An 18,414-nucleotide genomic window follows, 5' to 3' on the forward strand; every position below is an offset into this window, starting at 1 on the left:
TTCGCCCCCACCCCAACCCCGAGACCCGTCATGCTGGATAAACTGTTCCAACTCAAAGCCCATGGCACCAATGTGCGCACCGAGATCATTGCCGGTGTTACCACCTTCCTGACCATGGCCTACATCGTCTTCGTCAACCCGATGATGATGGCGGACGCAGGCATTGATCCCGGCGCGGCTTTCGTCGCCACCTGCGTTGCCGCCGCGATCGGCTCGCTGATCATGGGCCTCTGGGCCAACTACCCGATCGCCCTGGCGCCCGGCATGGGGCTGAACGCCTTCTTCGCCTATACCGTGGTCGGTTCCATGGGCTACAGCTGGCAGGTGGCCCTGGGTGCCGTGTTCATCTCCGGCTTCCTGTTCTTCATATTGAGCATCTTCAAGATCCGCGAGTGGGTGATCAACAGCATTCCGCTGCCCCTGCGCTCGGCCATCGCCGCCGGCATCGGCCTGTTCCTGGCGCTGATTGCCCTGAAGAGCTCCGGTATCGTGGTGGATAACCCCGCCACCCTGGTCGGCCTCGGTGATATGACCCAGGCCGGCCCGCTGCTGGCGGCCCTGGGTTTTGCCATCATCGTCGCCTTGGCCTATCGCCAGGTTACCGGTGCGGTAATGATCGGCATCCTGATCGTTACCCTTATCAGCCTGGCGCTGGGCCTGACCAGCACTGACGGCTTTGTTTCCGCCCCGCCCAGCCTGGCCCCGACCCTGCTGCAACTGGATCTTGCGGGCGCCCTGGAAGTTGGCCTGATCAGCGTGATCTTTGCCTTCCTGTTCGTCGATCTGTTCGACACCTCCGGCACCCTGATCGGCGTCGCGCAGAAGGCCGGGCTGGTGGAAAAGGACGGCAAGCTGCCGCGCCTGGGCCGCGCCCTGATGGCCGACAGCACCGCCACCATGGCCGGCTCGCTGCTGGGCACCTCAACCACCACCAGCTATGTGGAATCCACCGCTGGCACCGCCGCGGGCGGCCGTACCGGCCTGACCGCGTGCGTGGTTGCTGCGCTGTTTCTGCTGAGCCTGTTCTTTTCCCCGCTGGCAGGGGCCGTCCCTGCGTTTGCTACCGCGCCGGCGCTGTTCTTCGTTGCCGTACTGATGACCAGCGGCTTGGTACAGGTCGACTGGGAAGACCTGACCGAAGCCGCCCCGGTGGTAGTCACCGCCCTCGTCATGCCGCTGACCTTCTCCATTGCCAACGGCATCGCCCTGGGTTTCATTTCCTGGACCCTCATCAAGCTGCTGGCCGGCCGCTGGCGTGAGCTGAATCCCAGCCTTTATGTGCTGTCGGGGCTGTTCATCATCAAGCTCGGATTCTTCAGCTGATGGGTACAGCATTCAACCCCACCGGCTACGAGCAGCAGCTTGAGGAAAAGCGTCAGCGCCTGATAGCGCTGCTGCAACCCTTTGCTGCGCCGGAGCCGGAGGTGTTCGCCTCGCCACGGGAGCATTTCCGCCTGCGCGCCGAGTTTCGCCTGTGGTACGAGCAGGGCCAACCCCATTACGCCATGTTCGAGCCGGGGGACAACCGTCGGCCGATCCTGATCGAGCAACTGCCCATTGCCAGCAAACGCATCAATGAACTGATGATGCCGCTGCTGGAAGCGTGCAAGGCCGATCCGGTGCTGGGCCGCAAGCTGTTCCAGATCGAGTTTCTTACCACCCTGTCCGGCGAGGCGCTGGTTACCTTGTGCTATCACCGCCCGATTGATGAAGACTGGGACGTGGCGGCGACCGTGCTAGCCGAGCAATTGGGCATCCTGCTGATCGGCCGCAGCCGCGGGCGCAAACGTGTACTGCAGCGCGACCACGTACTGGAAGCGCTGACGGTCGCTGGCCGCACCTGGCACTACCAGCAGGCGGAGGGCGGCTTCACCCAGCCCAACGGGCAGGTGAACCAGCATATGCTGGCCTGGGCGCTGGACGCCGCTGGGGACAATAGCCGGGACCTGCTGGAGCTGTACTGCGGCAACGGCAACTTCACCCTGCCATTGTCGACGCGCTTTCGGCGGGTGCTGGCTACCGAACTGTCCAAGAGTTCGGTACGTTCGGCGCTGGAGAACATCGCCCTGAACCAGGTCGACAATGTCACCCTGGTGCGGCTGGCCAGCGAGGAGGTGACCCAGGCGCTGACCGGCGTGCGCGAGTTCCGCCGTTTACAGGGCGTGGATCTGAGCGGCTACGACTTCGGCACCGTCTTCGTCGATCCGCCCCGCGCGGGGCTGGACCCCGCCACCCTGGAGCTGGTCAAGGGCTACGATCGCATCCTGTATATCTCCTGCAATCCCCACACCCTGGCCGCCAACCTGGACGAGCTGCACGGCACCCATCGTATTGTCCGTTGCGCGCTGTTCGACCAGTTCCCCTACAGCCATCACATGGAATCGGGCGTGCTGCTGGAGCGGCGCTGATCGGCGGCCGCTGACCCAGGACGCGCATCCACAGCTTGCCTGACCCTTCCCCAGGGTCGCGCAAGCGTGACGCCCCTCGCAGTTTCAGCCCCTGGTGTCACCGCGCTGCGCGGCATGCGGTACACTTTTCGCCGCCGGACATTCCGGCGTTTCCATTCAACGGGCAGACCCAGGCAGTAGCCCCTTTCCCCAGGGAGGACTACGCCATGCGTTGTCGTGGATTTACCTTGATCGAACTCATGGTGGCGGTGGCCATTCTCGCCATCCTGCTGGCGATCGGACTGCCGGCCTTTGGCGGCCTGATCGATGGCCAGCGCATGGACAGCAGCGTCAACAGCCTGGTGCGCAGCATCAACCTCACCCGCACCGAAGCCACCCGCCGCAACCGCCACGTGACCATGGCCCCGTTAGCGGGCAGCTGGAGCAATGGCTGGGTGATCTTCATCGATGCCAACAACAACGGCGCGCTGGACGCGGGCGACACCCTGCTGCGCGAAGAGCTGCCGGCACGCGTGCAGCATATCCATGTCAATTCGCCCCTCGCCAGCTACCTGCGCTACAACGCCCAGGGTGAATCCGAACTGCTCAATGGTGGCTTCCAATCCGGCACCTTCTCCGTTTGCCCGCAGGAGGCTGGCGTGGAGGGGCGCAAGGTCGTCATCAACCGCATCGGCCGGGCGCGGGTGGAACGGGCGGTGATCGGTGCCGACTGCCCGGCCTGAACGACATTACTGTCTCGTCACAGGGACAAAAAAACGGACCGCAATGGCAAGTTTGCCGTCGCCATCTATACTGATGGCGCTTGAACGCCAACAACAATAACCCATGGCGCTCAGCAAGCTGAGGCGACCAGGATCCATGGCCCACGCACGCTTTACGCATGCAACAGCAGCGCGCACCGGCGCCCCATGCCGCCATGCGGCATCGAGCTATTCCCCAATGCCTCCCCCCTCCCCGATCAGACCCATCCGTACCCACGGCGCGGCACCGGTCTGCGGGCGTATAACAATCACAAGAAAGGCTCCGGCCAACAGAGGGAAAGACGATGTCGAACATGAGACGTTATGGATTACCTTGTGCAATCAGCCTGCTCACCTTCGCCCTGACTGGCTGTCTCAGCGGCTCGGGAGGCTCCAGCTCCCGCTCGGATGACGCGCCCGACCTGGAACTGCGACTGCTGTCGAGCGCTGCCGATCAGGTCAGTGGCGGCAGTGTGCTGGTGGCCCTGGCGGGGGATGCCGAGGTGATCGACGAGCAACTGGGTCAGCTGGAATTCTGGCTCAACGATCAGCAAGTGCAGCCGGCTCGCCAGACGCGCCGCAATAACCAGGTGGAAATCCTGCTGGAGGACCTCGTTGAAGGGGACAACCAGCTGGAACTGCACCACGCCAAGCACGGGCCCTTGCACGAGCTGGACTTGGTCAACCATCCGATCACCGGCCCCCTCTTTTCCGGCCCACAACAGTACCCCTTTGTCTGCACCTCGGTGTCCGAGTTGGGCAAACAGCCGCTGGTGGATACCGACGGCGATACTGGTTTTCCGGTACTGGACGCCAATGGCAATCAGATCGGCTTGAGCAAGGACTGCTCGATCGAGCCGTTCGTGGTGTTCCTCTACCGTACCAACAGTGACAACCCCAGCTATCGGCCGCTGCCCACGGATGGTTCGCGCCCCGCCGACATGGCGACCACCACGCTGACCGATGGCCGCACCGTAGACTTCATCGTGCGTCAGGAGCGCGGCACCATCAATCGCTTCCTGTACAGCTTCGCCACCCTCGCCACCCTGGGGGATGCCGCCGACGCTGCCGCGACGGACAAGTGGAACGGCCGGCTGCTGTTTCACTTCGAAGGCGGCGTCGCCATCGGCCACACCCAGGGCCGGATCAGCGGGCGCGCGCTGGCGCCGGAGGTACTCAGCAAGGGGTACGCCGTCATCTACTCCACCGGCACCCGCACCAGCACCCACTACAACCTGCAGGTAGGGGGTGAGACCGCGCTGATGGTCAAGGAGCATTTCATCAAACGCTTTGGCACGCCGGATTACACCGTGGCCATCGGCGGCTCCGGCGGCGGCATCCAGCAATACGTCTATTCGCAGAACCATCCCGACCTGCTGGACGCCGGGGTACCGCAGTACTCCTACCCCGACATGGTCACCCAGACCATCCACATCGGCGACTGCGAGCTGCTGGAATACTATATGGACGCCACCGACCGCACCAATCCACTCTGGCGTACCACGGCCAACCGCAGCCTGCTGGTCGGGCTGAACGCGACCGATGCCTACCCGGACCCCTTTGCCGACGCCAAGACGATGCTGGGCTACAGCACCGCCCCGGGCATGACCGAGTGCATCCCGGCCTGGCGCGGCCTGACCCCGCTGGTCATGAACCCGCTCTACGGCCAGGCCGCCAACCAGCAGCTGATGCAACCGCCCGGCGTGATGGACTCGGTGCAATGGACCCACTATGACGATCTGCGCAATATCTATGGCGTTGATGAGAACGGCGACCCCCGCACCCTGTTCGACAACGTGGGCGTGCAATACGGGCTCAAGGCGCTGACCGATGGTGATATCACGCCCGCGGAATTCCTCAAGCTCAACAGCCAGATCGGTGGCTGGAAGCATCCCAGTGAAATGGTGCAGGAGGGGTTTCCCTTCATCGGCACTGAAGCCGATGTATTGGCCGACCCGTCCCGGTTCGACCCCTGGAGCAGCAGGAACATGCGGTTGAGCCCCGATGGCAACAGTCCGGCGCCGCGGACCGAAGGCGACCTGCAGGCCATCAATGCCGCCTATGAGTCGGGCATGGTATTCGATGGCCAGCTGAACATGCCGGTGATCGACTGGCGCCACTATCTGGAGGAAGTGTTGGATATGCACAACAGCCACCAGTCGTTCTCGGCCCGCCAGCGGATCCGCAACCGCATGGGCGATGCGGACCACCAGGTCATCTGGTTTACCGATACCCGGCCGACCGACGTGAGCGACCCCGACGAGCCGCGCCCGCGGGAAGACTTCGACCAGACCTGGATGGCGCTCGACGTGGTGCACGAATGGCTGATGAATATCCGGGCCAATCCCGACCAGGGCATCGCTGGCAACAAGCCCGCCGCCGCGGTGGACAGTTGTTTTGAAACCAACGGTGAATTGATCGCCGCGGGAGACGAAGTATGGGACGGCGTCCTGGACGATCGGCCTGCCGGGGCCTGCACCAGGCAATTCCCGACCTATACCACCTCGCGGATGGTGGCCGGTGGGCCGATCGAGGGGAGTATTTTCAAATGCGCCCTGAAGCCGGTCAGCACCGCCGTGAACGACGGCACCTATGGCAGCTGGAACCCCACCGGCGCCCAGTTGGCGGAGCTGAACGCAATCTTCCCGCAGGGCGTCTGTGATTACAGCCAAGCGGACCAGGGTCGGCCGCAGGAGTGAGGCCGTGCCGGTACGCCTGGACAGGCGTACCGGCCAACCGCATCAGGTGCGGTATTCGGCGTTGATGCGCACGTATTCGTGGGACAGGTCGGTGGTCCAGATGGTCTCGCTGACATCACCACGGCCCAGCTCGATGCGGATGGTGATCTCGGCCTGGGCCATCACCCATGCGCCCTGCTCCTCGGTGTACTCCGCAGCACGCCCGCCGTTGCGAGTGATGCAAACCTCGTCCAGATAGACATCGATAAGCTCGACATCCAGCTCCGGCACGCCAGCGTAACCCACCGCCGCCAGGATCCGCCCCCAGTTCGGGTCAGAGGCGAACAGCGCGGTCTTGATCAGCGGCGAATGGGCCACTGCGTAGGCGACATCCAGGCACTCGTTCCGGTTGCCACCGCCATTGACCTGCACGGTAACGAACTTGGTCGCGCCTTCACCGTCGCGCACGATGGCCTGGGCCAGCTCCAGCATGACCGCATTGACCGCCTCGGCCAGCTGGGCATATTCAGCGCTCGCCGGGTCGCTGATCTCCGCCATCTGCGTCTGTCCGGTGGCGATCAGCAGGCAGGAATCGTTGGTGCTGGTGTCGCCGTCGATGGTGATACGGTTGAAGGACAGGTCAGCCGCCTGGCGCAGCATCTGCTGCAGCACCGGCTGCGCGACCTTGGCGTCCGTCGCCACGTAACCGAGCATGGTCGCCATGTTCGGTCGGATCATGCCGGCGCCCTTGGAGATGCCGGTGATGGTCACCGTCTGGCCGGCCAGGGTGATCTGCCGACTCGCGCCCTTGGGCAGCGTGTCGGTGGTCATGATGCCTTCAGCGGCTGCAGCCCAGTTGCCCTCGGCCAGGTTCTCCAGCGCCTGGGGCAGCACGGCGATGATCTTGTCCGCCGGCAGCAGTTCGCCGATCACACCGGTACTGAAGGGCAGCACCTGGCTTGGCTCAACCTTGGTGAGGTCAGCCAGCGCTTCGCAAGTCTTCAGCGCTGCGGCCATCCCCGGCTTACCGGTGCCGGCATTGGCATTGCCGGTATTGACCAGCAGGTAGCGCGGGGCATGCTGCAGATGCTGCTTGCATAGGGTCACCGGCGCGGCGCAGAAGGCATTGGTGGTAAACACCCCCGCCATGGCGGAACCGGCCGCCGCCTCCATGACCACGACATCTCGTCGTCCGGCCTTCTTGATCCCCGCGGAGGCAATACCCAGACGAAAGCCGGGAACAGGGTGCAGGGTCGGAAGCGGGCCGAGTCCAACGGGCATGGTGCGATATCTCCAGTAAGGGCAAGCGGTGGGCTTGCGGTATAGGTATGTTAACGGCGAGCCATTATCAGGCGGGTGCGCCGCCGCGGGAACGCGCGGCGACGGTTGGGCGGAACCAGCGGTTCAGCCGATCTTCCCGTGGCACTGCTTGTATTTCTTGCCCGAGCCACAGGGGCACGGATCATTGCGACCGACCTTGGGCCCGTCACGGGTAACCGGTGTGCTGGGCGCCGGTGCGGCGGGCTCGCCGGCCTGCTCTTCAGGCTCCTCACCGACGCCGGGCAGCTCCTCGTGCTTGAACTGCATGCGCTGGGCCAGCTCCTCGGCCTGGCGACGCAGCCGGGCTTCTTCCTCGGCCGGATCTTCGCGGCGCACCTGCACGTGGCTCAGCACGCGGATGGTGTCGGTCTTGATCGACTCAAGCATCTGCTCGAACAGGTTGAAGGCCTCGCGCTTGTATTCCTGCTTGGGGTTCTTCTGGGCATAGCCGCGCAGGTGGATACCCTGGCGCAGGTGGTCCATGGTCGCCAGGTGTTCCTTCCACAGATCGTCCAGCACGCGCAGCAGCATCTGCTTCTCGAAGGAGCGCAGCGCTTGCGCCCCGGTCAGGGCCTCTTTCTCGGCGTAGGCCTTGACCAGCTCATCCAGCACCCGCTGACGAACGCCCTCTTCGTGCAGGGTGTCGTCTTCATCCAGCCACTGCTGGATGGGCAGGTCCAGCGCCAGCTCGGCCCGTAGATGCTGTTCCAGGCCGGGAATATCCCACTGTTCCGGCACGCTCTGGGGCGGCATGTACTGGCTGATGGTGCTATTGACCACGTCTTCGCGGATGGCCTTGATGGTGTCTTCCACCGAGTCGGCGGCGAGGATCTCGTTGCGCTGGGTGTAGATCACCTTGCGCTGCTCGTTGGCCACGTCGTCGTATTCCAGCAACTGCTTGCGGATGTCGAAGTTGCGCCCTTCAACCTTGCGCTGGGCCTTCTCGATGGCGTTGGTCACCATGCGGTGTTCGATGGCCTCGCCTTTCTCCATCCCCAGCGCCTTCATGAAATTCTTCACCCGATCGGAGGCAAAGATCCGCATGAGATTGTCTTCCAGCGACAGGTAGAAGCGGCTGGAGCCCGGATCACCCTGGCGGCCGGAGCGACCGCGCAGCTGGTTGTCGATCCGCCGGGATTCGTGGCGTTCACAGGCGATGATGTGCAGACCGCCGGCGTCCAGCACTTGTTGGTGGCGCTCCTGCCATTCGGCCTTGATCTGGTCGATCTGCTCGGGGGTGGGGTTTTCCAGGCTGGCGATTTCCGCTTCCCAGCTGCCGCCGAGGATGATGTCGGTACCACGGCCCGCCATGTTGGTGGCGATGGTCACCGCACCCGGGCGACCGGCCTGGGCAATGATCTCGGCTTCCTTCTCGTGGTACTTGGCGTTCAATACCTGGTGGGCGATGCCTTCCTTGTGCAGCAGTTGCGAGACCACTTCGGAGGACTCGATCGATGCGGTACCGACCAGCACCGGACGACCGCTTTCCATGCAGCCCTTGATGTCGGCCGCGATGGCAGCGAATTTCTCGCCAATGGTCAGGTAGACCAGGTCGTTGTAATCCTTGCGGATCATCGGCTTGTTGGTCGGGATCACCACCACGTCGAGGTTGTAGATCTGGCGGAACTCGAAGGCTTCGGTATCGGCAGTACCGGTCATGCCGGCCAGCCTGTTGTACAACCGGAAGTAGTTCTGGAAGGTGGTCGAAGCCAGGGTCTGGCTTTCGGCCTGGATGTTCAGTCCTTCCTTGGCCTCGATCGCCTGGTGCAGGCCTTCGGACAGGCGCCGGCCGGGCATGGTCCGGCCAGTGTGCTCGTCAACCAGCAGCACCTGCCCGTCCTTGACGATGTACTCGATGTCCCGGTGGAACAGGGTGTGGGCGCGCAGCGCGGAGTGCACGTGGTGCAGCAGGTTGAGGTTCTGCGCCTGGTACAGGCTGTCCCCTTCAGGCAGCAGGCCCTCCTGGGTCAGCAGCTCCTCGACGTACTGGTGGCCTTCCTCGTTGAGCTCGACCTGACGGGACTTCTCATCGATGAAGAAATGGCCGTCAACGCCCTCTTCGCCTTCTTCCGCCTTGACGCCGCGCTTGAGCAGCGGGATCAGCTTGTTGATGGCGGTGTAGAGCTTGGAACTGTCCTGCGCCGGACCGGAAATGATCAGCGGGGTACGCGCTTCGTCGATCAGGATGGAGTCCACCTCGTCGACAATGGCGAAGTTCAGCTCACGCTGGAACTTGTCCTCCAGGCGGAACGCCATGTTGTCGCGCAGGTAGTCGAAACCGAATTCGTTGTTGGTACCGTAGGTGATGTCGCAACGGTAGGCGGCGCGCTTCTCTTCCGGGTCCTGGAAGGGCACCACCACGCCTACGCTGAGGCCGAGAAATTCGTGCAGCGGACGCATCAGGTTGGCATCGCGGCGGGCCAGGTAGTCGTTCACCGTGACCACATGCACGCCCTTGCCGGACAGCGCATTGAGATAGGCCGGCAGGGTGGAGACCAGCGTCTTGCCCTCACCGGTCTTCATCTCGGCGATCTTGCCTTCATGCAGCACCAGGCCGCCAATGAGCTGCACATCGAAGTGCCGCATGCCCATCACCCGCTTGCTCGCTTCGCGAACCAGGGCAAAGGCTTCGGGGAGTATGGAGTCGAGACTTTCGCCGTTGCCTACCCGCGCCTTGTATTCAACCGTCTTGGCCTTGAGCTCGTCATCGCTGAGACGGTTCAGGCCTTCTTCGAGGGCATTGATCGCATGAACGGTCTTCAACATGCGCTTCAACTCACGCTCGTTCTTGCTTCCAAACATCTTCTTCAATAAAGGCGCAAACATAATCGACTTCGATATCCCTGTGATGATGGCAAGGCTGGCCCGTGCACAGGCCATTCACCGAAAAAAACCATTCTACTCTGAAAGTCTCGGCACAATAAACCGCCGTCACGGCAGAAGGGGCTTGGTGGAGCGGAGGGGGGACTGGCCCCGCCCGGAGAGGACGGACGGGGCGGTAAGGACAAACGACTATTTCAGCGCGAGAAAGCGAGCCGGATTGATCGCCATGCCGTTCTGATAGACCTCGAGGTGCAGGTGCGGGCCGGTGGAGCGCCCGGTAGAGCCCACGGTGGCAATCTGCTGACCTTTCTTGACCAATGCACCCTTCTCGACCAGCAGGTCCTGGGCGTGGGCGTAGCGGGTCTTGTAGCCGCCGGCATGGCTGATCTCAACCATGTTGCCGTAAGCGCCGCGGCGGCCGGAAAAGGTCACGACGCCGGCCCCCAAGGCGTAGATCTCGGTACCGCGCGGCGCGGCGAAATCCAGCCCCGAGTGCGTCGCGGTGCGCCGGGTGATCGGGTCGGTGCGCCGGCCGAAGCCGGAGGAAATATAGCCCGTCTGGACCGGGAGGAAGTCGAGCATGGCATTGGCGTCGTTCTGTCGGTTGAGCAGCAGCTCTTCCAGCAAACGCAGCTGCTGGGTACGGTTGTCGATGCGGGCGGACAGGCGATCGAGGACGGTCTGGATATCCGCGCCTGCATAGTCGTCACTATGGCTCGGCAGCTCCGGACCACCCATGCCGGGATCGGTATTGAAGTCGAATTCGCCGTCGGACAGGTCCGCCAGCTCGGTAAGCCGCTCGCTCAGGGCGTCCAGGCGCGACAGTCGAGTCTGCAGCCGGCTCAACTGCTGGGTCATGTGCTCCAGTTGAACCTGGGACTCTTCCTTTATATAGTCGGTTTCGAGCTCGTATCCTTCGATCGACTGGGCCCAGATCTGCTCGTAATCCAGCGCTGTGCGGGAGGTCTCGGGCGCACTGGCGCCGCTCATTTGCCAGGTGACCAGCGCAGCGGCGATGGGCATGGCGATAATGGCCAGAATCCCGGAAATAACCCAGGGAGAGCCGAGCGTCAGCGCCTTGGTAGCACCCTGGCGCCCGGTTAGAATGATGATGTTCACGATGTAGTTCCCCAAACCTGTCCTGCGGTTCTGTTACGATGACCGCTGTTTCAGCCACTCCGGACGACTGTATGTCTTTTCATCCACTGGATGCCCGTCGCCCGGGCGACCTGCTAAGAACCCACTCTACCCTGAAGGGCCTTTTCAACCAGGCTCGGGCGGTGGAACGACTGCAGATCCTGCTCGAATCCGTACTCGAACCCGCCGCCAGAGAACACTGCCGCGCCGCCTCCTATCGGGAGGGAGTTCTTCGCTTGCTGGTATCCGACAGTCAGTGGGCAACCCGGATCCGTTATCAGCAGCGACGCCTCATTCGACAGCTACAGACTTACGCGGAGTTCGCAACCTTAACGAAAATACACTGCAAGGTACAACCGCCTTTGGTCAAAAAAGCACCACCAGTTCGCAAAATGAGACGATCGGCAGTGGCAGCGGAGAGTTTAAGCGAGACCGCAGGCCATATCAGCGACCCGAATCTGCGCTCGGCACTGGAACGATTGGCCCGTCATCACCGGGGCGAATCGGACACATAAAAAAACGGCCACCGAGGTGGCCGTCAAACGAAACGAGGAAATGTCAGACCGCAGCGGCCGGGCGCATGAAGGAGATGGGCGCGGTTCCGGCATCCTCAAAGGTGACAATTTCCCAGGCGTCAGCATTGGCCAGCAGCGCACGCAACAGCTTGTTGTTGAGCGCATGCCCCGACTTGTAGCCGCGGAATTCGCCCACCAGGCTCTTGCCCAGCAGATACAGATCGCCAATGGCGTCGAGAATCTTGTGCTTGACGAACTCGTCCTCGTACCGCAGGCCGTCTTCGTTGAGCACCCGATATTCGTCCACCACGATCGCGTTATCCACGCTGCCACCCAGTGCCAGGTTCTGCGAACGCAGGTACTCGATGTCCCGCATGAAGCCGAAGGTACGGGCGCGGCTGACTTCCTTGACGAAGGAGGTACTGGAGAAATCCACGCTGGCGAACTGGCTCCGACCCCGGAAGACCGGATGATCGAAGTCGATGCCAAACGACACCTTGAAGCCCTCGAAGGGGACAAAGGTCGCCGTTTTGCCGTCTTCTTCAACGGTGATTTCACGTTTGATGCGAATGAACTGTTTGGGCGCATCCTGTTCTTCGATGCCCGCTGACTGAATCAGGAACACGAAGGGACCGGCGCTGCCATCCATGATCGGCACCTCGGGGGCGCTGAGCTCCACTACGGCGTTGTCGATACCCAGACCCGCCATGGCAGATAGCAAATGCTCGACAGTATCCACCTTGACACCATCCTTGATCAGGGTAGTGGACATGGTGGTTTCGCCCACGAATAACGCACTCGCCGGGACCTCGGCCACAGGGTCGAGATCGGTCCGGCGAAACACGATGCCGGCATCCACCGGCGCCGGTTTCAGCGTGAGGTAAACCTTCTCACCCGAATGCAGGCCAACACCGGTGGCCCGGATGATGTTTTTCAGTGTGCGTTGTCTGATCATGCTTGAACTGGCTTCCGCTCTAGTTGCGAATAATTTTCAACAAGTGGCGCACATAGTAGCAAAATCCGCCCTTGATGAACACCAATCAGCCCTATCCGTGTGATTGACTAAATCAATCCGCCTGCCGCCGCAGGAACGCCGGAATGTCCAGATAATCCAGATCTTCCGCAGGTGCGGTCAGGCGCTGCGCCGCCGCGCTGCCGCCCGCGTTGGAGTTGCGCATCACGGTCGGGCGGTCCAGATCGCGGTAATTCGGCGTGGCCGCATCCGACTGACGGGTAGTCGCCTGAGCAGGGGTATTGTCCACCACCTTGACCGGCTTTTCCATCCGCGCACCCAGACCGGTGGCGACCACGGTGACCCGCAGCTCGTCGCGCAGTTCGGGATCGATCACGGTACCTACGACTACGGTAGCGGTTTCCGAGGCGAACTCTTCCACGGTGTTACCCACTTCGGAGAACTCACCCAGGGACAGGTCCGGGCCAGCGGTGATGTTGACCAGGATGCCGCGGGCACCCATCAGGTTGACGTCTTCCAGCAGCGGGCTGCGGATGGCCGCTTCGGCTGCTTCACGGGCACGGTTCGGGCCGCTGGCGTGGCCAGTACCCATCATCGCCATACCCATTTCGCTCATCACGGTTTTGACGTCGGCAAAGTCGACGTTGATCATGCCGGGACGGATGATCAGGTCGGCAATGCCCTGTACCGCGCCCAGCAGTACGTCGTTGGCCTTGCTGAAGGCGGACAGCAGGCTGGCGTCCTTGCCCAATACGGTCAGCAGTTTCTCGTTGGGAATGGTGATCAGCGAGTCAACGTGCTGGCCCAGCTCCCGGATACCTTCTTCGGCGATCTGCATGCGCTTGCGGCCTTCGAAGGGGAACGGCTTGGTTACCACGGCCACGGTCAGGATGCCCATCTCCCGGGCCACTTCGGCGACGATCGGGGCGGCACCGGTACCGGTACCACCGCCCATGCCGGCGGTAATGAAGACCATGTCGGCGCCCTGCAGCACCTCGGCGATGCGCTCGCGGTCTTCCAGGGCGGCCTCACGGCCGATCAGCGGGTTGGCCCCGGCGCCCAGGCCCTTGGTGACGGCCGAGCCCAGTTGCAGCACGGTGCGGGCGGTCATGTTCTTCAGTGCCTGGGCATCGGTGTTGGCGCAGATGAAGTCCACACCTTCAACATTGTTGACCACCATGTGCTGCAGGGCGTTGCCACCGCCACCGCCGACACCGACGACCTTGATCACTGCGTTCTGCGGGAGGTTATCAATCAATTCAAACATGGTCCCATCTCCTCGAGTTTGTCACTCGTCTTGTTCAACTGGTTTCGTTTCGTTTGGTACTGCTGCCGGATTACCCGACTGCCCGCTTGTGCGGGTCTGTTAAAAATTCCCCTTGAACCACCGCTTGACCTTGATCAACGGTGATTCCCTGCTCTGCTCCGAACTGTTGTGATTGCCATCGGCATGGTGCTTCATGCCGTAGTGCAGCAACCCTACTCCGGTGGAGTAGATGGGGTTGCGCACTACATCAGCCAGTCCCTTGAATTCCTGCGGCACGCCCAGGCGCACCGGCATGTGGAATATCTCTTCGGCCAGCTCGACGGCACCTTCCATCTTGGCGGTGCCGCCGGTCAGTACGATGCCGGCCGGTATCATGTCTTCGTACCCCGACCGGCGCAGCTCGGCCTGGATCAGGGTGAACAATTCGTCGTAACGCGGCTCGACCACCTCGGCCAGCGCCTGGCGGGACAGATCCCGCGGCGGCCGCTCGCCCACGCTCGGCACCTTGATCGTCTCCTCGGGGCCGGCCAGCTTGGCCAGGGCGCAGGCGTAACGGATCTTGATCTCTTCGGCGTGCTGGGTCGGGGTGCGCAGGGCCATGGCGATGTCGTTGGTGACCTGATCGCCGGCGATCGGAATCACTGCGGTATGGCGGATCGCCCCTTCGGTGAAAATGGCGATGTCGGTGGTACCACCACCAACGTCGACCATGCATACGCCCAGCTCCTTTTCGTCCTCGGTCAGCACCGAGTAGCTGGAGGCCAGCTGCTCGAGGATCACATCCTCGACTTCCAGGCCACAGCGGCGGATGCATTTCTCGATGTTCTGCACTGCATTCATGGCGCAGGTCACCAGGTGCACTTTGGCTTCCAGGCGTACGCCAGACATGCCGCGTGGCTCGCGCACGCCTTCCTGGTTATCGATGACGTATTCCTGGGGCAGGATGTGCAGCACCTTCTGGTCGGCAGGAATGGCCACCGCCTGGGCGGCGTCCAGTACCCGGTCGATATCCGCCTGCACCACCTCACCCTCGCGGATGGCGACGATGCCATGGGAGTTCATGCTGCGGATATGGTTACCGGCGATGCCGGCGAACACCGAGTGGATCTGGCAGCCTGCCATCAGCTCCGCCTCTTCGATGGCGCGCTGGATGGACTGCACGGTGGACTCGATATTCACCACGACGCCCTTCTTCATGCCGCGGGACGGATGCGAGCCGATGCCGACGATTTCCAGCTCACCGTCTGCGCCGATCTCGCCGACCAGAGCGACCACCTTGGAGGTGCCGATATCCAGTCCGACGATCATCCTGCTACCCTGCTTGCTTGCCATGATTACTCGTTACTCCCCGTTTGAACCGTTGCAGGCTCGCGCCATGCCACTGCCATGCCATTGCTGTAGCGCAGGTCAACCCGCGCAATGAGTTCGCGGCGTTCCGACAGCATCAGCTTGTCGATGGTCAGAAAGCGCTGCATTTTTTCCACCACATCACCCTGCCCCAGCAGGATCTCGATACCTTCGCGGGTGGTCAGGAACCAGCTGCCTCGATCCCGCAGTTCCAGATGCGCCACCCGGTGCCCATAGGGGCGCAGCAGGCGGTTGAATTGCTGATAGGTCTGCATCACCCGGCGCTTGGCCCGCTCCGGCCCATTGAGCAGTGGCAGACCTTCGAAACGGTCAATCCGTTCAGGCACGAAGGCCCGACCGGCGTTATTCAACAGCGCGGCGTCACCCCAGCGCGCTACGGGCAGATGCTCGTCCAGGGTAATCACCAATTGGTCTGGCCAGACCCGCGTCACGGCCGCGCTGGCCACCCAGGGCATGGCCAGCAAGTCGGCGCGCAGCGCCTCCAGGTCGATGGTCAGCAGGCTCTCGCTCAGGTAGGGCGCAATGCTCTGGTGTACCGAGTCGCGGTCGATATATTGCAGGTCGCCTTCGACGTTGATCACGCTGATCGGCCGCTGCGCCAGCGGCTGCAGGCGGTTGACCAGTTCGAACAGCCCCATGCCGAGGATTACCAGCAGCAGCGGCCAGAGCAGTTGCTGCAGACGGCCCCGGGCGTCGCTCAGCGACGGCATGCTCCACCGCGGCCAGCTGCGCGGGGCCGGCGGGGTGACGCGCACGGCGCCCCGGGTCGGCGCACTGCGCCGCCCCAATGGTCGTCCTGCCCGTTGATCCCGAATCATCAGCCCCGGCAACATGTGCAATCCCTCAGTAACGGGCGCTGGCGAGGATCGCCAGTACCAGATCGGTGAAACTCATGCCCGCCGCCGCAGCCGCCATGGGCACCAGGCTGTGGTCCGTCATGCCCGGCGAGGTGTTGACCTCGAGCAGGTAGAAGTTGCCATCGCTGTCCTGCATCAGGTCTACCCGGCCCCAACCATGGCAACCCACGGCGTTGAAGGCCTGCAGACAGAGCTCGGCCAGCTCGGCTTCGCGCTCCGGTGGCAGACCGCAGGGGCACTGGTACTGGGTGTCGCTGGCCAGGTACTTGGCCTGATAGTCATAAAAGGTGTTGGGGGTGCTCAGGCGAATGGCCGGCAGCACCTTGCCGTCGAGAATGGCCACGGTGAACTCCGCCCCGGTGACCCACTGCTCAACCAACGCCACATCGTCGTACTTGCGCGCCTCCTGCCAGGCCTGCTGCAGAGTCGCCAGTGAATCCACCCGCGCCATGCCGATGCTGGAGCCCTCGTGGATCGGCTTGATGATCAGCGGCGTACCCAGGCGTTCAACCACACCCGCGCACTCCTGCTCATCGCGCAGCACGGCGTAGGCCGGGGTCGGCAGGCCCAGGCTCTGCCAGACCTGCTTGGTTCGCAGCTTGTCCATGCCCAGCGCCGAGGCCATCACGCCGCTGCCGGTGTAGGGCAGCTTGAGGCATTCGAGCAGGCCTTGAAGGCTGCCGTCTTCCCCACCGCGGCCGTGCAGCGCAATGAATACCCGGTCGGGCCGCTCGGTCAGCAGGCGTTCAGCGAGGTCGGCGCCGGCGTCGATGCCGAAGGCGTCCACCCCGGCGCCCTGCAGCGCCGCCAACACGGCGGCACCGGACTTCAGTGACACCTCGCGTTCCGCCGAGGTGCCGCCATACAGCACTGCCACCCGCCCAAAGGCTTTTACGTCGACCATTACGCCTTGTCTCCCTTGCGTTCATTGCCCAGCTGCGTCAGCGCCTGGGCCAACTGCGGTGCCAGGCCGCCGATATCCCCGGCGCCCTGGGTCAACAGGATGTCGCCCGGCTGCAGCACCGCGCGCAGCAGCGGCATCAGGTCCGCGTCACGCTCCACATACAGCGGGTCGATCTGCCCGCGCAGCCGGATGCTGCGGCACAGGTGCTTGCTGTCCGCCCCGGGCACCGGCTCTTCCCCGGCGGGGTAGACCTCCATCAGCAGCAGCACGTTGGTCTCGCCCAGTACCTGGACGAAATCCTCATAGAGATCGCGGGTGCGCGAATAGCGATGGGGCTGGTACACCATCACCAGGCGCCGGTCCGGCCAGCCGCCGCGTACGGCCTTGATGACTGCGCCCACTTCGCGGGGATGGTGACCGTAGTCATCCACCAGCATCACATCGCCGTCGTCACCCAGCGGGAAGTTGCCGTGCACCTGGAAGCGCCGGCCCACGCCCTGGAAGCCGGTCAGGCCCTTGACGATGGCCTCGTCACTGACGCCTTCGTCAGCGGTGACGGCAATGGTCGCCAGGGCGTTGAGCACGTTGTGCACACCGGGCATGTTGACGAATACGCGCAGCGGTTCGTGGCCCTCACGCAGCACGGTGAAATGGGTCTGCATCCCCTGCTGTTCGATATCCACCGCGCGGATGTCGGCGTCCGGGGATTGGCCGTAGGTGATCACCTGGCGATTGATCTGCGGCAGAATCTCGCGCACCACCGGATCGTCGATGCAGAGCACCGCCAGCCCGTAGAACGGCAGGTTGTGCAGGAACTCGACGAAGGTGCGCTTGAGACGATTGAAGTCGCCCTCATAGGTCGCCATGTGGTCGAAGTCGATGTTGGTGACGATGGCGGTCATCGGCTGCAGGTGCAGGAAGGACGCATCGCTTTCATCGGCCTCGGCCACCAGATAACGGCTCTCGCCCAGTTGGGCGTTGGTGCCGGCGCTGGTCAGGCGACCGCCGATAACGAAGGTCGGGCTCAGCCCCTCGGCGGCCAGCACCGAGGCCACCAGGCTGGTGGTGGTGGTCTTGCCGTGGGTACCGGCAACCGCAATGCCGTGGCGATAGCGCATGAGTTCGGCGAGCATTTCCGCGCGCGGCACTACCGGGATGCGCTTTTCCATCGCCGCGGCCACTTCCGGGTTGCTCGGGTTGATGGCGCTGGAGACCACCAGCACATCGGCGTTCTGCACGTTCTCGGCACGATGGCCGATATCCACCCGGGCGCCGAAGCTCTCCAGGCGCTCGGTAACCGCGGAGCGTTTCAGGTCGGAACCGGATACCTCGTAGCCGAGGTTGAGCAGCACTTCGGCGATGCCGCACATGCCTACCCCGCCGATACCGACAAAATGGATGCAGCGAATGCGGCGCATGGCTGG

At 63.2% G+C, this 18,414-nt stretch carries 14 protein-coding genes; 5 read left to right on the forward strand and 9 right to left on the reverse strand.

Translation table 11 applies throughout. The features are described 5' to 3' along the window. Positions 1–30 precede the first annotated feature (30 nt). From VG99_RS04605 to VG99_RS04620, 4 genes are all read left to right on the forward strand, one after another. The gene (locus tag VG99_RS04605; RefSeq protein ID WP_044498536.1) at positions 31–1,323 is read left to right on the forward strand and encodes an NCS2 family permease; all 1,293 of its coding nucleotides are present in this window, start codon (positions 31–33) and stop codon (positions 1,321–1,323) included. Further along, on the forward strand, positions 1,323–2,408 hold the full coding sequence (gene trmA / locus VG99_RS04610; RefSeq protein WP_044498537.1) for a tRNA (uridine(54)-C5)-methyltransferase TrmA: 1,086 nt from the start codon (positions 1,323–1,325) through the stop codon (positions 2,406–2,408). Before VG99_RS04605 ends, trmA begins: the two co-directional genes overlap by 1 nt. A 206-nt stretch (positions 2,409–2,614) precedes the next feature. Then, entirely contained in the window at positions 2,615–3,130 is a 516-nt protein-coding gene (locus tag VG99_RS15465; protein WP_052508699.1) for a GspH/FimT family pseudopilin, read from the forward strand. A gap of 323 nt (positions 3,131–3,453) precedes the next feature. Then, on the forward strand, positions 3,454–5,847 hold the full coding sequence (locus VG99_RS04620) for a DUF6351 family protein (protein ID WP_204216688.1): 2,394 nt from the start codon (positions 3,454–3,456) through the stop codon (positions 5,845–5,847). A gap of 42 nt (positions 5,848–5,889) precedes the next feature. Here the strand turns inward: VG99_RS04620 and argJ are convergent, their stop codons facing one another. The 3 genes from argJ to VG99_RS04635 all read right to left on the reverse strand — a co-directional run bounded on the left by argJ (position 5,890) and on the right by VG99_RS04635 (position 11,088). Next, the gene (argJ, locus tag VG99_RS04625) at positions 5,890–7,107 is read right to left on the reverse strand and encodes a bifunctional glutamate N-acetyltransferase/amino-acid acetyltransferase ArgJ (RefSeq protein ID WP_044498538.1); all 1,218 of its coding nucleotides are present in this window, start codon (positions 7,105–7,107) and stop codon (positions 5,890–5,892) included. A gap of 123 nt (positions 7,108–7,230) precedes the next feature. Further along, a complete protein-coding gene (secA, locus tag VG99_RS04630) occupies positions 7,231–9,972 on the reverse strand; it encodes a preprotein translocase subunit SecA (RefSeq protein WP_044498539.1) in 2,742 nt (913 codons plus the stop codon). 186 nt (positions 9,973–10,158) lie between these two features. After that, positions 10,159–11,088, reverse strand: coding sequence for a M23 family metallopeptidase (locus VG99_RS04635; RefSeq protein WP_044501443.1), 930 nt, complete (start codon positions 11,086–11,088; stop codon positions 10,159–10,161). Positions 11,089–11,159: 71 nt separating this feature from the next. On the opposite strand from VG99_RS04635, the gene VG99_RS15665 reads away from it, so the two are divergent. Further along, a complete protein-coding gene (locus tag VG99_RS15665) occupies positions 11,160–11,621 on the forward strand; it encodes a DUF721 domain-containing protein (RefSeq protein ID WP_076939724.1) in 462 nt (153 codons plus the stop codon). Between the two features lie 43 nt (positions 11,622–11,664). Here the strand turns inward: VG99_RS15665 and lpxC are convergent, their stop codons facing one another. From lpxC to murC, 6 genes are all read right to left on the reverse strand, one after another. Continuing rightward, the gene (gene lpxC, locus VG99_RS04640) at positions 11,665–12,576 is read right to left on the reverse strand and encodes a UDP-3-O-acyl-N-acetylglucosamine deacetylase (protein WP_044498540.1); all 912 of its coding nucleotides are present in this window, start codon (positions 12,574–12,576) and stop codon (positions 11,665–11,667) included. A gap of 112 nt (positions 12,577–12,688) precedes the next feature. After that, entirely contained in the window at positions 12,689–13,861 is a 1,173-nt protein-coding gene (gene ftsZ / locus VG99_RS04645) for a cell division protein FtsZ (RefSeq protein WP_044498541.1), read from the reverse strand. A gap of 99 nt (positions 13,862–13,960) precedes the next feature. Next, positions 13,961–15,193: a cell division protein FtsA gene (gene ftsA / locus VG99_RS04650; protein ID WP_044498542.1), complete on the reverse strand. Its 1,233-nt coding sequence runs from the start codon at positions 15,191–15,193 to the stop codon at positions 13,961–13,963. 2 nt (positions 15,194–15,195) lie between these two features. Beyond that, a complete protein-coding gene (locus tag VG99_RS04655; RefSeq protein WP_082050075.1) occupies positions 15,196–16,059 on the reverse strand; it encodes a cell division protein FtsQ/DivIB in 864 nt (287 codons plus the stop codon). Between the two features lie 13 nt (positions 16,060–16,072). Beyond that, positions 16,073–16,990, reverse strand: a complete 918-nt coding sequence (locus VG99_RS04660; protein ID WP_044498543.1) for a D-alanine--D-alanine ligase — start codon at positions 16,988–16,990, stop codon at positions 16,073–16,075. Further along, positions 16,990–18,408: a UDP-N-acetylmuramate--L-alanine ligase gene (murC, locus tag VG99_RS04665; protein WP_044501445.1), complete on the reverse strand. Its 1,419-nt coding sequence runs from the start codon at positions 18,406–18,408 to the stop codon at positions 16,990–16,992. Before murC ends, VG99_RS04660 begins: the two co-directional genes overlap by 1 nt. Positions 18,409–18,414: the final 6 nt, after the last annotated feature.

It is taken from the genome of Pseudomonas saudimassiliensis (assembly GCF_000939975.1).
Classification (GTDB): domain Bacteria; phylum Pseudomonadota; class Gammaproteobacteria; order Pseudomonadales; family Pseudomonadaceae; genus Halopseudomonas; species Halopseudomonas saudimassiliensis.